Here is a 14,315-nt window from a genome sequence, read left to right on the forward strand (position 1 = left end):
CCGACATATACCTGAAACGGAAAATATAAACGATGAGTGACGAGACACCCGAGAACCCGGCGGAATCCGCCGATCTTCCGGAAACCGTTCTAGAAGGCGATGTGCTGGTTGACCGTGTGGAGCAGGTGGACCTGCAGACGGAAATGCAGCGATCGTACCTGGACTACGCCATGGCCGTTATTGTGGGCCGCGCCCTTCCCGACGTGCGAGATGGCCTCAAACCCGTTCACCGCCGCGTGCTGTACGCGATGTTCGATGGTGGCTACCGGCCGGAACGGTCATTCAACAAATGCGCCCGTGTGGTGGGCGAGGTCATGGGCCAGTACCATCCCCACGGCGACACCGCGATCTACGATGCGCTGGTCCGCCTGATCCAGGACTGGACCATGCGGTACCCGCTGGCCCTGGGCCAAGGCAACTTCGGTTCGCCCGGCAATGACGGTGCCGCTGCCCCGCGATACACCGAAACCAAAATGTCCCAGCTGGCCATGGAGATGGTCCGGGACATCGATGAGGAAACCGTCGACTTCCAGGACAACTACGACGGCAAAAACCAGGAACCCACCATCCTGCCGGCGCGTTTCCCCAACCTGCTGGTCAACGGTTCCTCCGGCATTGCCGTGGGCATGGCCACTAACATTCCGCCGCACAACCTCCGCGAGGTGGCTGACGGCGTCCAGTGGTACCTGGCCCACCCGACGGCCAGCCGCGAAGAACTACTCGAAGAGCTGCTGCTCCGTATTAAGGGACCCGATTTCCCGACCGGCGCCACCATTCTCGGCCACAGGGGCATTGAGGACGCGTACCGGACAGGCCGCGGATCTGTCACCATGCGCGCCGTGGTCAACGTTGAGGAACTCCAGGGCAGGACGTGCCTGGTTGTCACCGAACTGCCGTACCAGGCCAACCCGGACAACCTGGCCATCAAGATCGCCGAACTGGTCAAGGATGGGAAGATCTCCGGCATCGCGGACCTCCGCGACGAGACCTCAGGCCGCACCGGCCAACGGCTGGTCATTGTGCTCAAGCGCGACGCCGTGGCCAAGGTGGTGCTGAACAACCTCTACAAGCACACAGAGCTGCAGAGCAACTTCTCCGCCAACATGCTGGCCATCGTGGACGGGGTTCCGCGCACGCTGAGCCTGGACGCCTTCATCCGCCACTGGGTAACGCACCAGCTGGACGTTATTGCGCGCCGCACCCGCTACCGCCTGCGCAAGGCCGAAGAAGAGGCGCACATCCTGCGTGCCCTCCTGAAGGCCCTGGACGCCCTTGACGAAGTCATTGCACTCATCCGTGCGTCCAACACCACCGAAGCCGCGCGCGACGGACTGATGCAGCTGCTGGACATCGACGAACTTCAGGCCCGGGCCATCCTGGACATGCAGTTGCGCCGCCTTGCAGCCCTGGAACGCCAGAAAATCCAGGACCGCCATTCCGAACTCGAGGCCCTGATCGCCGAGTACAACTCGATCCTTGCCTCCGAGGAACGCCAACGCGACATCATCAGCAGCGAGTTGGGCGAGATCGTGGCCAAGCACGGCGATGACCGCCGGACCAAGATCCTGATGGGCTTCGACGGGGATATGTCCATGGAGGACCTGATCCCCGAAGAGGAAATGGTTGTCACCATCACCCGCGGCGGTTACGTCAAGCGCACACGCAGCGACAACTACCGGTCGCAGCAGCGCGGCGGCAAGGGCATCAAGGGCGCCCAGCTCCGAGGTGACGACGTAGTGGAGCACTTCTTCGTGACCACCACGCACCACTGGCTCCTGTTCTTCACCAATCTTGGCCGGGTATACCGGGCGAAGGCCTATGAACTGGTGGAGGCCGGCCGTGATGCCAAGGGCCAGCACGTAGCCAACCTGATGGCTTTCCAGCCGGACGAACACATCGCCCAGGTCCTGGACATCAGGGACTACCAGCAGGCTCCTTACCTGGTGCTGGCCACCAAACGCGGACTGGTCAAGAAGACCCGCTTGGAGGACTACGACACCAACCGTTCCGCCGGTGTCATCGCGATTAACCTGCGCGACGAGGACGAACTGGTATCCGCCCAACTGGTCTCCGAAACGGATGACCTCATGCTGGTGTCCCGCATGGGACAGTCCATCCGCTTCACCGCCACCGACGATGCCCTGCGTCCCATGGGCCGGGCCACGTCCGGTGTCACCGGGATGAAGTTCCGCGAGGACGATGAACTGCTGGCGGCCGACGTCGTCACGGACGGATCCTTTGTCTTTGTCGTCACTGAGGGCGGGTACGCCAAACGCACCGCGGTGGAAGAATACCGCTTGCAAGGCCGCGGCGGCCTCGGCATCAAGGTGGGCAAGTACCAGGAGGAGCGGGGCCACCTCGTGGGTGCCCTGATTGTCCAGGAAGAGGACGAAGTCCTGGTGGTCATGGAAGGCGGCAAGGTTGTCCGTTCATCGGTGGCCGGCGTACCTGCCAAGGGCCGCGACACCATGGGCGTTATCTTCGCCAAGCCGGATAAGAATGACCGCATCATTGAGGTGGCCAGGAACAGCGAACGCGGCCTCGAGGGCGAAGAATCCGCGGACGATGACGTAACGTTGGCTGATGAGGCCGGGTCCGCCGAAGGATCCGGAGGGTCAGCATCAACAGCAGAAACATCACCGGATGTTGAGTCAGAGCACGCCTCCGGCGACGCTGAGCCGAACGAAGACTACACCGGAGGTAACGAGTGAGTAATCCCGACTCATATCCCAAACCGAGCAGCAATGTCCCCGGCGGCACGCCGCCGCCCGCGGCCGCCCCACGGGTGAACAACCCCGTCCGTCCGCAGCAGCGCCCAGCGGCTCCTACCGGTGCGCCGGGCCAGCGTCCCGCCGTTCCCGGCCAGCGCCCTGCGCAGGATCGGGTTCCGGCAGGCCAGAACGGCCAGCGTGCCGGGCAGGGCAGGCCTCCGGGAGCACAGACCAGCCATCGCCCAGTGGCGGGCCGGTCTCCGCAGGGCCAGCCCGGCCTGGTCAAACCTGCACCCAAGGCCAAGGTCAGGCGTGCACGGCTGCTGGTGAGCAAGGTGGATCCCTGGTCGGTCCTGAAGATGGCATTCCTCCTGTCGGTGGCGCTGGGAATCGTCACTGTCGTGGCCGCGATCGTCCTCTGGACGGTCCTGGACCTCACCGGAATCTTTGACCAGGTGGACAGCCTCCTGGGCACCCTGGCAGGTTCCGAAGGCGGCGGGTTTGAACTGAAGAAGGTCGCATCTCTGGGCCAGGTGGCCTCTTTTGCTACGATCATCGCCGTGGTGAACGTTGTCCTGCTAACGGCGCTGTCGATGCTCTCAGCGGTGCTTTACAACATCTCCGCAACGCTCGTTGGCGGCATCGGCGTCACCCTTACGGACGACTGAAAACCCATATTTTCACCGGAAATTCTCCGGCGAAATGCCTCGATTTGAGATCGGGCCGGGATGTGCTGTAAAGTCATGTCTCGGCCCGATGAGGCATCGGGGCGTATAGCTCAGGCGGTTAGAGCGCTTCGCTGATAACGAAGAGGTCCCAGGTTCAAGTCCTGGTACGCCCACGGAACCTGTGCAGGTTCGAAGGAAGGTTTGGTTTGCTTGACGGCAAACGGGACCGGAAAGGGGAGCATGTGAAGAAGTTGCTGGTACTTGCAGCTGCAATCGCAGGCGTCCTGCTCTACAGGAAAGCACAAGAATCCGAGGCCCGGAAAACAGTCTGGAGCCAGTCGACCGACAAGGTCGAATAGGCCGGATTCCCGGATCGGGAGCTTGTAAAATGGTCCTCGGTTCTAGGGTATGATTAACGGGTTGCTTCTTATGGGGGCATGGCGCAATTGGTAGCGCACCTGCTTTGCAAGCAGGGGGTTCGGGGTTCGAGTCCCCGTGCCTCCACCATAAGGAAGTCCCGGACAGCTGAAAAGCTGTCCGGGACTTTTTCGTTCACACAGAACAGTAGGGTTGAACGGTGAACCTCCTTCTTGCGGCCCTTGGGGTCCTGGGCGTAGCTTCGTCCGGGCCTTTGATCGCGGCCACCCTCGGCGCCACCACCGTCAGCGCCCTCGCCATCGCCTTCTGGCGCAATGCCATCGGGGCCGCAGTGATGGCCACCCCCACCCTGGTCCGCGAACCCCGGCAGTTCGGCCGGATCACCGGGCCCGAGTTCCGTTGGTCGCTGTTCGCCGCCATCGCCCTGGCCCTGCACTTTGCCTGCTTCATCACGTCCCTCCAGCTCACCTCCGTGGCTGCTGCCACCGCCCTGGTCTGCCTGGAATCGGCCTGGATCGCCGTATTCCAGCTCTTCCGCGGCATCAGGCACCGCTGGCAGGTGCTGGCAGGGCTCGGGACCGCCTTTGCTGGCGTTGTCACCGTTACCGGGTTCGACATGGGGTCCTCACCGGACGCGCTTCTGGGCGATCTGCTGGCCGTTGCTGGCGGGGCTCTGGCCGGTCTCTACACGCTTGCCGGCGGCAGGGCCCGCCAGACCATGACCACGGGAACGTACACCACGCTCTGCTATGGGATGTGCGCGGCCTTCGTGGCGGTACTGGCGCTCCTCAGCGGCCAACCGCTGGTGGGGTTCGACGCCGCTGGCTGGGTAGGGGTCCTGGCCATCACCGTGTGTGCCCAACTAGTGGGCCACACCGCCTTCAATCACCTGCTGGCCACTATGAGCCCGCTGCTGGTGTCGATGATCATCCTGCTGGAAATCCCCGGCGCAGCCGTGCTGGCCGCGGTCTTCCTGCACGAGACCCTGCCGGGCGGCACCTACGGCGGGCTGGGGCTCATCCTGGTGGGGCTCGCCGTCGTGGTTCTGGGACAGATGTCAGGCTTACGGAATCGCAGGGACAGCTCCGGCCCGCATGCGGATGAGCCGCAGTCGGGCCGTCTGGCTGACCTTGGAACGGACTGAGGCCAGGCCCTCGAGGCAGGACGTGGGTTCGAGCTTACTGTCCGCCACGGCGGACAGGCTGGGCGGTGTTGACCGTGTGGATCGCCCGCAGGAGCTTCGCCGGGAAGTAAACCGAGAAGAACACCACCATGGGTGCCTTGAGGGCCATCTTCTTGACGTTGTGCGCCTTGTACGTGCGGTCGAAACGGGTCACGTAATACCGGTAGTCCCGCGGTGAATCCTCGAGCCGGCGGGCGGACATACCGGAGACCATCTGGGGCCAGTACTGGACCTTGAGTTCGTGGTCGGCGAGGTGCAGGGAGAGATCGATGTCCTCGTGCATCTCGTCCTTCGCGTCACGGCAGGTTTCGTCCCGGATGGTTTCCCATGCCGTGGCGCGCAGGGCCATGTTGGAGCCGAACAGGAAGTGGTACTGGTGCTTGGCGAGTTTGAGCATCAGCTGGCGCATCTTGTCGTCTGCCTTGAGCCCGAACCGGCGCATCGGCATGTCGTAGTAGACCACCGGTCCGGTGGCTGCCTGGACTGTCGGGTCAAAAAAGGCCTTCTGGACCTGTTCAACCCAGTCCGGCTCGACAACCGAATCCGCGTCAATGCGTCCCAGGATGTCGCCGGTGGCGTGGTTGAGGCCAAAATTCCGGGTGGGAATCAGGCCCTGGTCCCGGTCCTGGCTGAGCAGGATGATGGGACTTTCCGGATACTCCAGCTGCATCTGCGCCACGATGGCGGCGGTGCGGTCAGTGGAGAGGTTGTCCACCACGATGATTTCGTGGGCCGGCACCGACTGGTAGACGGCAGCGATGAGGCACTGCCTGATGACACTTTCCTCGTTGTACGCCGGGATGACAATGGACACGCGGGGCAGCTCTGCTGCGTCGTTCAAGGCATCCCCAGAGGATTGATCGGCTGACATCAGTCCAAATTTAGCACCGATCGTGATTCGACCTGCCAGCGGCTGGGTCCGGTCCGGACAAACACTGGGAAAACGCTGAAAGGGCCCCGCGCCAGGCGGAGCCCCTTCATATGGATGGCGCTGTGGCGCCGGACGTCCTAGTTGCTGCCCTTGTCCGCGGAACCGTTCATGTTGGCCGCGATGTTCTTGATGGCGGTCTTGGCATCCGTGGATGCCTTGGCTGCCGCGTCTGCCGCGTCTGCCGATTCATCGGCGACGTGCTTGGCCTTCTCGCCAGCGTCGTCCACGGTGTCCTTCGCGTCCGTTGCAGCATCCTGCGCCTGGTCGGCCGCGGCGCTGGCGGCCTTGCTGGCTGCGTCCTCGGCCGTGTCCTTGGCGTCGTTCACCGTGGTGGCAGGAACCGGCGCAGGGGTGACCGGAGAAGGGGTCTTCCACGGGTCTTCCACGGGCTTGGAGGCTTTCCAGGCGGCGACGCCGGCGGCGACGGCTGCGGCGATGATGCCGAATACCAGCCAGCCGCGCTTCCTGGGCTTCTGTGGCTGGGCGATCTGGACGCCGACAGCCTTACCGGCTTCATGCGCGGCGGCCTTCAGCTGGGTGCCGGCCGTCTGCGCCTGTTCCTGGAGGGAATGCACAACGCCGGAATCGGCAAACCGCTGGGCGACGGCATCCACGTGGGACGGCGCGCTTTCCAAGGTGCGGTGCACGGCGTCGGACGCGTGGCCGATCTGGTCCGAAAGGCGCGGCAGGTACTCCACCACCACGCGGTCCCGGGCGTTCTGGATAACGGGAGTGGCCTTGTCCAGTGCCTCATGCAGGCGTGGCGTGGCGACCTCAACGGCGTCGTGAATTTTCGGGGCGAGCTGGGCGAGACCCTCCTGGATGCGCGGTGTCACTGTTGCGACGCCGTCGGCAAGGTTGTGGGCCGCGGTCTTAAGCCCTTCCTGGATCCTGGGAGATGCGGTGTCCAGGCCATGCTGCAGGCGGGGAACTGCCCAATCCACTGCTGCTTCCACGCGGGGGGATGCCCAGTCCTTGGCGTTCTCAACTGCGCTGCTAACTGACTGTTCAAGGTCACGGGCAATACGATCCGATTTCTTCACAACTACCTCCCGATTAATGTGACGGTTCTGTTGTTAGCCTACGTGCCATGACCTGCACGGGCTATTCTTCCAGCGGATTTCCGGCTGATTTCACCCAGCGCGGAACTGCCCGTCCTGCCCCTTCCGCGTTGACCTGCCGTGAAAGAATGGGCGGTATGACTGCAATCGCAACTGCAAAAGCAACCATCCACACCAGCCTCGGCGACATCGTCGTTGATCTCTTCGGCAACCATGCGCCGAAGACGGTCAAGAACTTCGTTGGCTTGGCCACCGGTGAGCAGGCCTGGACCCACCCCGAGACCGGCGAGGACAAGACGGGCACGCCGCTGTACGACGGCACCATCTTCCACCGCATCATCAAGGACTTCATGATCCAGGCCGGCGATCCGCTGGGCCGTGGCGTGGGCGGACCGGGCTACAAGTTCGACGACGAAATCCACCCTGAACTCAGCTTCAACGCCCCGTACAAACTGGCCATGGCCAACGCCGGCATCCAGGCGGGCAAGGGCACCAACGGCTCACAGTTCTTCATCACCACCATCCCCACCGACTGGCTGCAGGGCAAGCACAGCATCTTCGGTGAGGTTGCTGACGAGGACTCCAAGAAGGTCGTCGACGCCATCGAGGGCGTCCGCACCGGTATGGGCGACCGCCCGGTTGAGGACGTCACCATCAACAGCATCGACATCGAGCAGCTCTAACCATCACATGAGCTACGGAATTCCGGCGGCTGAGCCGTCCGCGCAAATTCCGGTGTGCCCCAGGCACCCGGACAGGCCCTCCTATGTGCGCTGCCAGCGCTGCGGGCGCCCAGCATGCCCGGACTGCCAGCGGGCGGCCGCCGTCGGATTCCAGTGTGTTGACTGCGTCAACGAAACCAAGCGGACGACGGCGGCCGTCAAGACTGTCTACGGCGGCGCCGTGGCAACCGGCAAACCGGTGGTGACGTTTGGAATTATCGCCCTGTGTGCGGTGATGTACGTTCTGCAATGGATAGTTCCCGACGAGTGGATCTACCAGAACCTGGCGTTCGCCAATGTGTTCGCCAGCCCCGAATTTGGTGAGTTCGAACCCTGGCGGATGCTGACGGCGGCTTTCCTGCATTCACAGGGATTCATCCTCCACATTGTGCTGAACATGTACATGCTGTGGATTTTCGGCCAGGCACTCGAACCGCTCCTGGGCCGGGTCCCGTTCCTGGCTTTGTATCTCATCTCTGCCATCGGGGGGTCCGTAGGCTACCTTCTTCTGACCCCCGGCTATGTGCCGGGGGTGCCTCTTGCCGGCGTGGTGGGCGCCTCCGGCGCCATCTTTGGCCTGTTCGGCGCGATGCTTCTGGTGCAGCGGCACCGCGGCGGGGATACGCGGCAGTTGTGGATCCTGATCGCCATCAACGGCGTGATCGGATTTGTGGTCCCACAGATCGCCTGGCAGGCCCACCTGGGTGGCCTTGTCACCGGCGCCCTCTGCGCTGCCGTGATTGCTTACATGCCCCGTGGACCTCGGCAACGCCTGCTGCATGCGGCCGGACTGGCCGGAGTGGTTCTACTGCTGGCCCTGGTGAGCTGGCTCCGCGTCACGGCGGGCTGACTGCCCGGGTCCGCCGACCCACTTCTGGATTCCTTCCTAGACCCCGGTGTCCCATTGGACACCGGGGTTTTCGCTGCGCCCAGCAGGCCGTGGCAGTCGCAGGCCACGGCCGGTACTCCCAGTTATCCACAGGGCTTATCCACACTGTTGGTAACTTACACGGGTGTAGTTCAGGATTGCGATGTTTCCCTGGGCCCGGATGTCCGCTCTTTTCCCGGCATTGATCCTCCAGTTATCCACAATTGTGGACAACCCCTGGGGATGTGCCTGTGGTTAAGTGGAAAAACCCGCCTCTTTGACCCGACCTGTGGATAACATGGCCGTTTCCGGCAGTACAGCCCTGCACGAAGGGATTTGCGCGGCCCGTATCAACAGGGTTGTTCACACTTTTCACAACTTACAGACATGTAGTCAAACTTCGGTGTTTACCGGGCTGGGGCATCTGAGGAGGTCGCCCCGACCCGCTCTGTGGATTGTTGTCCACAACTGTGGACAAGTTGTGGGTAGTCCAGTGTTAGTAAGTGGAAAACACCTGCCCGTGCGAGGGCCTTCGTACGCAGCAACCGAACACACAGGCTCCCAGCCAGGAGGACCGCCTTGAGCGCCGGCGCTACAACACAGCACATCTACCTCGACAGGCAGCACCCCGCGGTATGGCGTGCCCTCAACGGTCTTGGGGTGTAAGCGCGCGAAGCCGCCGGGATTGACCCGCGAAGCCGCCGGGAGTGACCGCAGGACCCTCGCCTGATCAATTCGCGGGAGACGGCGGCCCTGTTCACGGACAAGGATTGGGCGGCCCTGGCACTGCAATCACCAGTCACCATCCGGTTCGCCGCTACCGCTGAGCGGGCGATTATCCACAGCTAATCCACACTGTTAATAACTGTTCGTCCGAGCGACTTGGATCCGGGTCCCGTGGACCATGGCCTGCACGGGATGTCATGGCTTTCGGCCCGGGAAAGTTATGCACAGTGTGGATAACTTTCCCAACAGCTGGGGAGAACTTATCCCAGAGGAATGCTAGGTCAGCCGACGGCGGGGCCCCCGCCCACCAGCCCGGCTGTTGCCGGTCAACCCTGCCAGACGCCTGAGGAACCGCGCCGGTGGCTGTGCAGAAGATGGGTGTCCACCATGCCGATGGCTTCCATTAGGGCGAACATGGTGGTGGGGCCAACGAACGAGAACCCTTGCTTCCGCAGCGCCTTGGACAGCGCCACCGATTCCGGTGACTGCGTGGGGATCTCCGCGTGCGTTACCGGCTGGGGAGTGGTTGTGGGCTGGAACTGCCAGACGAAGGCAACCAGGCCTTGCCGCTCGCGCAGCGCGATGGTGGCCTGGGCATTGGCGATAGTGGCCCGGATCTTGAGCCGGTTGCGGACGATGGCGCGATTCTGGAGCAGGCGCTCGACATCCGCTTCCGTAAAGGCGGCAACAGCGTCCGGCTGGAAGTCGAGAAAAGCCTGACGGAAGGCAGGGCGCTTTCGCAGGATCGTGGCCCAGGAGAGGCCTGCCTGGAAACCCTCAAGACAGATGCGCTCGTAGAGGCCCTGTTCATCCCGGACGGGCAGGCCCCATTCGGAGTCATAGTATTCGCGCAACAGCGGATCCACGGCCGCCCAGGGCGGACGGGTGAGGCCGTCGTCGCCCAAAACAGTTCCGTACATACCCTCGTTCCGTGGCTGGGCGGCGGCCGCGGGAGTCATATGGGTCCTGCGGTCAGCGTCAGGAACGCCAGCGCGTGGTCATCAGGAAGCCAATGATGGCAACGCCGAAGCCGGCCACAATGTTCCACGACGCCCAGGCCTGGACAGGGAACCGGCCCTCGCTAATGTAAAACGTGATGATCCAGAAGAGCCCGATGATCATCAGGCCGAACATCACTGGCTTGAACCAGACAGCGTTGGGCTTATATGTCTGCGCCCCGGAAGCGGGCTGCGTGGCGCTGGAAGTCTTCTTGCGAGGCTTTGACTCGGGCACGTGCTCTCCTTGGCGGACTGGAGCAAGCTCGGCGTCGCGGGCTTGATATCCTGCAAGAAGGAAGTTGCCAGCGGTCAGCGCGATCTTGGTCAAATCTGGATTCTTACTAGCAGTCAATTCTAGCCGTAGTCAGGGCACGCAAATGCCCATCGCGGCCACCCCGGAGGAGAACGCGTGGTAGTGCAGGAAAAGGCGAGGCGCGCCGCCAGGAGGCCCGCCCGTGCGGCGTCCGCCCGCGCTTCCATTCTGCGTGGGACCGTGCAGGTGCTCGGCGAGCTGCTCATCACGGCCGGCATTGTTCTCCTGCTCTTTGTGGGCTGGCAGCTGTGGTGGACCAATATCGAATCCGACGCCAAGCAGAGCGCGGTCATCAAGGAATTCGCCCAGGGGCTCCGCGGCACGGTGGCCGCAGCCCCGGAACCGGACCCCACGGCAGCGCCCGTGGATTATGGCACTCCAGCCGTTTCCCCGGCGCCGGGCCATGCCGGCACCATCGGCATCATGTACATCCCGCGGTTTGGCCCGAACTATACCCGGCCCATCGTGCAGGGAACCACTGGGGATGTCCTGGATACGCTGGGGCTCGGCCATTACGCCAACACGGCGATGCCGGGCGCCGTCGGGAACTTCGCCGTCGCCGGTCACCGGCAGACCCATGGGGCCGTCCTGGACAACATCCACACCCTTGTTCCGGGGGACAAAATCTACGTCCAGACCAAGGACGGCTATTACATTTATGTCTTTCGCAACAACCAGATTGTGATGCCGTCCCGGACGGATGTCCTGGAACCGGTCCCCACGCGCCCCGGCGTCACTCCCACCGAAAGCTTTCTCACCATGACCAGTTGCAACCCGCGTTTCGGCGCCGAGGAACGTATCATCGCCTACGCGCGGCTGGACAGCTGGCGGCCTGCTTCGGCGGGGCCGCCGGCCGAGATCGCCGCACAGGTCGCGGCAGCCGTTGGAGGAAACTGAATATGTACGGCTGGATTTTCCGCCACCTTCCGGGCCCCCTCTGGCTGCGGATCATCACGTCGCTGGTGCTCATCTCCGGCGCACTGATCCTGATGGTTCAGTTTCTGTTCCCCTGGATGTCCGGGTTCACCGCATTCACCGACTCAACGATTGGTTCTGCAAGCCAGCCATGACCACAACTAAAATCCTGGTCGTAGACAACTACGACAGCTTTGTTTACACCCTGGTTGGCTACCTCCAGGAACTCGGCGCCGAGACCACAGTTGTCCGCAATGACGATGTGACCCTCGCTGAAGCTATCGAGATGGCCCAAACGCGCGACGGCGTCCTCATCTCACCCGGCCCGGGAAACCCTGCGGAGGCGGGTGTGTGCATTGAGTTGATCAAGTGGTGCGGCGCGAACAGCAAACCGATGTTTGGCGTGTGCCTGGGCCATCAGGCCCTGGCTGAAGCCTACGGCGGCAGGGTGACGCACGCGCCGGAGCTGATGCACGGCAAGACCTCGCTGGTGGAGCACAACGGCACCAGCGTCTTCGCCGGACTCCCCTCCCCCGTGACAGCGACGCGCTACCACTCGCTGGCAGCGGTAAAGGACACCATTCCCGACGTTCTCGAGATCACCGCGGAAACAGCGACCGGCGTCGTGATGGGCCTACAGCACCGCACTGCACCGTTGTGCGGCGTGCAGTTCCACCCTGAGTCGGTCCTGACCGAAGGTGGCTACCAGATGTTGGGCAACTGGCTTGAGTCCCTGGGCATGGCGGGGGCCGCCGCCCGTGCAGCCACGCTGAGCCCGCTCATCCAGCACTGACAGGCACCCACCCTCAAACAACGCGGGGTCACTTCGCGCCCATGTTCCCCTTCGGGATGGGCGCGAAGTGACCCCGCGTTGCTCTTAAGGAGCGGGTGCGGGTCAGCCCTTCTTGGTAGCGGTGGGCGTGGCGGTTGGCGTAGGTGTGGGCGGCGGGGCCGGTTCCTTGGCCACCACAATGTTGATGGTCTTGCCCTGATCGACGACGGCGTTCACGGGGTCGCTTTGATCCGTGACCCGGCCCGCCTCCACCTGTGAGTTCTCCACTTCCTGGACGTTGGGGACCAGGCCAAGTTCCTTCAGCGCCGTTTCCGCCTCGGCACGCGTGCGGCCGCGCAGTTCAGGCATGGACACCTTGCCGGTGGAAATCACGATCTCCACCGTGGTGCCCACGCCCACCATCTGGCCCGGTGCCGGGCTCGTGGTAATCACCCTGCCGGCAGGAACGGTGGCGCTGTTGGCGGTGGTGGTGGACGCGGCGCCCTGCAGGCCGCTTTGGCGCAGGATGTCACGGGCCGCTGCCTCCGTTTGGCCCGGTAAGGTCTCCGGAATCTTGACGGCGCTTGGGCCCTCAGAAATGTTCAGGATCACCTCCGCGTTGGGATCAACCGACGTTCCAGCCACCGGGTCCGTGCCGATGGCCGTACCGCTGGGAATGGTCTCGTGCTTGTTCCGCTTGATCTTTGGGCTGAGTTTGGCAACATAAAGTTCCTGCAGGGCCGCCGATTCCGTCAGCGACGCCACCGCCGGGACCACCACTTGGGGCGGCGGGGGCGCAGGCCGGTTGACGATGCTGTACAGCCAGAAACCGCCGCCGCCAAGGATCAGCAGGGTGAAGATCACCAGGATAGCCATCCACGTACGACGACGTGACTTCTGCCGGGCGGTCCGCTCACGTTCCGGTGCGAAGCCCAGGGGAAGTTCGTCGACATCTGACGGTTCGTGTACGGCGGCCGCCATGACGCCGAATCTCCCGTCAGTGCGGGTGTCGTCCGCGTTACGCTGCCGGCCGGTGGGGACATCGTCGAGGAAACCTGCACCGGTGAGCCCGAACGCCTCTGTCACAGGCGGGCGTTCCGGCGCCGGAACATGATCGTTGGGATCGGTGGGGGCTTCGGTTGCGGCCAGCGCGGGCACGGACACGCCCGCCCGCGCGGCGCGTAGCGCACGCCGGAACGCAGCTGAGTCCTGGAAACGGTCCGTCCGGTTCTTCTGCAACGCCTTGGCCAGAACACTATCCAAGGCGGCCGAAACCTCCGGGTTCACAGTGCTGGCTGGCTCCGGAATTTCCCTGACGTGCTGGTACGCCACGGAGACGGGGCTGTCACCCACGAAAGGCGGCCGGGCGGTGAGCATTTCGTAGAGCAGGCAGGCAGCAGAGTAGAGGTCGCTGCGCGCATCCACTGTTTCGCCCCGGGCCTGCTCGGGCGAGAGGTATTGGGCAGTGCCCACCACGGCCTGGGTCTGCGTCATGGTGGCCGATGAATCGGCGATGGCCCGGGCAATTCCGAAGTCCATGACCTTCACGGAATTGGAGCCTTCGCAGATCATCACATTGGCGGGTTTGATGTCGCGGTGGACGATGCCTGCCTTGTGGCTGTATTCGAGTGCAGAGAGCACACCCAGGCAAAAGTCGATGGCCTGGTCAATGCTGACTTCCTTGGCCCGGATCAGGTCTCGGATGGTCCTGCCCTCGACAAACTCCATCACGATGTAGGGCACCCGGACACTGTCGTCCGAGCCATCCGGAACGGTGTGTTCGCCGGTGTCGTAAATAGCCACGATGGAGGGGTGGTTCAGCGCCGCTACCGACTGCGCTTCGCGTTTGAACCGCGCCTGGAACTGCGGATCCCTGGCCATGTCCGGGCGGAGAAGCTTGACGGCAACTGTCCGGCCCAACCTGGTATCGACTCCGCGGTGGACATCCGCCATCCCCCCGCGGCCGATCATTCCGCCGAGTTCGTAGCGGCCGCTCAGGACGCGCTGATTATCCACCGGGAGGCTGTCCTCCCGGTGCAGCGGAGTGCGGGGTGAGTCATTCACTGTCA

14 protein-coding genes and 2 tRNA genes are annotated in these 14,315 nt (G+C 63.5%); 11 read left to right on the plus strand and 5 right to left on the minus strand.

The annotated features are described in order from the left end of the window. The first annotated feature begins 32 nt into the window (after positions 1 to 32). From gyrA to ACQCSV_RS01195, 6 genes are all read left to right on the plus strand, one after another. Positions 33 to 2,711, plus strand: a complete 2,679-nt coding sequence (gene gyrA / locus ACQCSV_RS01170; RefSeq protein ID WP_426939015.1) for a DNA gyrase subunit A — start codon at positions 33 to 35, stop codon at positions 2,709 to 2,711. After that, on the plus strand, positions 2,708 to 3,379 hold the full coding sequence (locus tag ACQCSV_RS01175) for a DUF3566 domain-containing protein (protein ID WP_426939016.1): 672 nt from the start codon (positions 2,708 to 2,710) through the stop codon (positions 3,377 to 3,379). The genes gyrA and ACQCSV_RS01175 overlap by 4 nt, the downstream gene beginning before the upstream one ends. A 99-nt stretch (positions 3,380 to 3,478) precedes the next feature. Next, positions 3,479 to 3,552 (plus strand) — tRNA-Ile (locus ACQCSV_RS01180). Between the two features lie 69 nt (positions 3,553 to 3,621). Next, entirely contained in the window at positions 3,622 to 3,738 is a 117-nt protein-coding gene (locus tag ACQCSV_RS01185; RefSeq protein ID WP_210412373.1) for a DLW-39 family protein, read from the plus strand. Positions 3,739 to 3,810: 72 nt separating this feature from the next. Then, a tRNA-Ala gene (locus ACQCSV_RS01190) sits at positions 3,811 to 3,886 on the plus strand. A gap of 70 nt (positions 3,887 to 3,956) precedes the next feature. Continuing rightward, positions 3,957 to 4,901 (plus strand): DMT family transporter, encoded by a 945-nt coding sequence (locus ACQCSV_RS01195; RefSeq protein ID WP_426939017.1) that lies wholly within the window; start codon positions 3,957 to 3,959, stop codon positions 4,899 to 4,901. A gap of 34 nt (positions 4,902 to 4,935) precedes the next feature. On the opposite strand, the gene ACQCSV_RS01200 is transcribed toward ACQCSV_RS01195, so the two are convergent. Both ACQCSV_RS01200 and ACQCSV_RS01205 read right to left on the minus strand, forming a co-directional pair. Continuing rightward, entirely contained in the window at positions 4,936 to 5,811 is an 876-nt protein-coding gene (locus tag ACQCSV_RS01200) for a glycosyltransferase family 2 protein (RefSeq protein WP_354155918.1), read from the minus strand. Positions 5,812 to 5,948: 137 nt separating this feature from the next. Further along, positions 5,949 to 6,914 (minus strand): hypothetical protein, encoded by a 966-nt coding sequence (locus tag ACQCSV_RS01205; RefSeq protein WP_354223820.1) that lies wholly within the window; start codon positions 6,912 to 6,914, stop codon positions 5,949 to 5,951. 155 nt (positions 6,915 to 7,069) lie between these two features. On the opposite strand from ACQCSV_RS01205, the gene ACQCSV_RS01210 reads away from it, so the two are divergent. Then, on the plus strand, positions 7,070 to 7,615 hold the full coding sequence (locus tag ACQCSV_RS01210) for a peptidylprolyl isomerase (RefSeq protein ID WP_185262060.1): 546 nt from the start codon (positions 7,070 to 7,072) through the stop codon (positions 7,613 to 7,615). A 7-nt stretch (positions 7,616 to 7,622) separates the two neighbouring features. Then, positions 7,623 to 8,504, plus strand: coding sequence for a rhomboid family intramembrane serine protease (locus ACQCSV_RS01215; RefSeq protein WP_354155920.1), 882 nt, complete (start codon positions 7,623 to 7,625; stop codon positions 8,502 to 8,504). A 1,070-nt stretch (positions 8,505 to 9,574) separates the two neighbouring features. On the opposite strand, the gene ACQCSV_RS01220 is transcribed toward ACQCSV_RS01215, so the two are convergent. Together ACQCSV_RS01220 and ACQCSV_RS01225 are read right to left on the minus strand one after the other, a co-directional pair. After that, positions 9,575 to 10,207 carry a DNA-3-methyladenine glycosylase I gene (locus ACQCSV_RS01220; protein WP_354155921.1) on the minus strand — a complete coding sequence of 211 codons (633 nt, stop codon included), beginning with the start codon at positions 10,205 to 10,207 and terminating at the stop codon, positions 9,575 to 9,577. 19 nt (positions 10,208 to 10,226) lie between these two features. Next, complete coding sequence (locus tag ACQCSV_RS01225) at positions 10,227 to 10,481, minus strand: cell division protein CrgA (RefSeq protein ID WP_426939503.1); 255 nt, start codon at positions 10,479 to 10,481, stop codon at positions 10,227 to 10,229. 174 nt (positions 10,482 to 10,655) lie between these two features. Between ACQCSV_RS01225 and ACQCSV_RS01230 the strand changes: the two genes are divergently transcribed. The 3 genes from ACQCSV_RS01230 to ACQCSV_RS01240 are packed head-to-tail and all read left to right on the plus strand — an operon-like array spanning position 10,656 to position 12,267. Further along, positions 10,656 to 11,456 (plus strand): class E sortase, encoded by an 801-nt coding sequence (locus tag ACQCSV_RS01230; RefSeq protein ID WP_354155922.1) that lies wholly within the window; start codon positions 10,656 to 10,658, stop codon positions 11,454 to 11,456. A gap of 2 nt (positions 11,457 to 11,458) precedes the next feature. Beyond that, complete coding sequence (locus ACQCSV_RS01235) at positions 11,459 to 11,629, plus strand: hypothetical protein (protein WP_185262063.1); 171 nt, start codon at positions 11,459 to 11,461, stop codon at positions 11,627 to 11,629. Beyond that, positions 11,626 to 12,267, plus strand: coding sequence for an aminodeoxychorismate/anthranilate synthase component II (locus ACQCSV_RS01240; RefSeq protein ID WP_354155923.1), 642 nt, complete (start codon positions 11,626 to 11,628; stop codon positions 12,265 to 12,267). The genes ACQCSV_RS01235 and ACQCSV_RS01240 overlap by 4 nt, the downstream gene beginning before the upstream one ends. 102 nt (positions 12,268 to 12,369) lie before the next feature. On the opposite strand, the gene pknB is transcribed toward ACQCSV_RS01240, so the two are convergent. Next, a complete protein-coding gene (pknB, locus tag ACQCSV_RS01245; RefSeq protein WP_354155924.1) occupies positions 12,370 to 14,310 on the minus strand; it encodes a Stk1 family PASTA domain-containing Ser/Thr kinase in 1,941 nt (646 codons plus the stop codon). Positions 14,311 to 14,315: the final 5 nt, after the last annotated feature.

It is taken from the genome of Pseudarthrobacter sp. S3 (assembly GCF_050156905.1).
Taxonomy (GTDB): domain Bacteria; phylum Actinomycetota; class Actinomycetes; order Actinomycetales; family Micrococcaceae; genus Arthrobacter.

Excerpts from the sequence above, each read along its gene's own strand:
- gyrA (WP_426939015.1), top strand. The coding sequence starts at position 33 with ATGAGTGACGAGACACCCGAGAACCCGGCGGAATCCGCCGATCTTCCG.
- ACQCSV_RS01200 (WP_354155918.1), bottom strand. The coding sequence starts at position 5,811 with ATGTCAGCCGATCAATCCTCTGGGGATGCCTTGAACGACGCAGCAGAG.
- ACQCSV_RS01210 (WP_185262060.1), top strand. The coding sequence starts at position 7,070 with ATGACTGCAATCGCAACTGCAAAAGCAACCATCCACACCAGCCTCGGC.
- ACQCSV_RS01215 (WP_354155920.1), top strand. The coding sequence starts at position 7,623 with ATGAGCTACGGAATTCCGGCGGCTGAGCCGTCCGCGCAAATTCCGGTG.
- ACQCSV_RS01220 (WP_354155921.1), bottom strand. The coding sequence starts at position 10,207 with ATGACTCCCGCGGCCGCCGCCCAGCCACGGAACGAGGGTATGTACGGA.
- ACQCSV_RS01235 (WP_185262063.1), top strand. The coding sequence starts at position 11,459 with ATGTACGGCTGGATTTTCCGCCACCTTCCGGGCCCCCTCTGGCTGCGG.
- ACQCSV_RS01240 (WP_354155923.1), top strand. The coding sequence starts at position 11,626 with ATGACCACAACTAAAATCCTGGTCGTAGACAACTACGACAGCTTTGTT.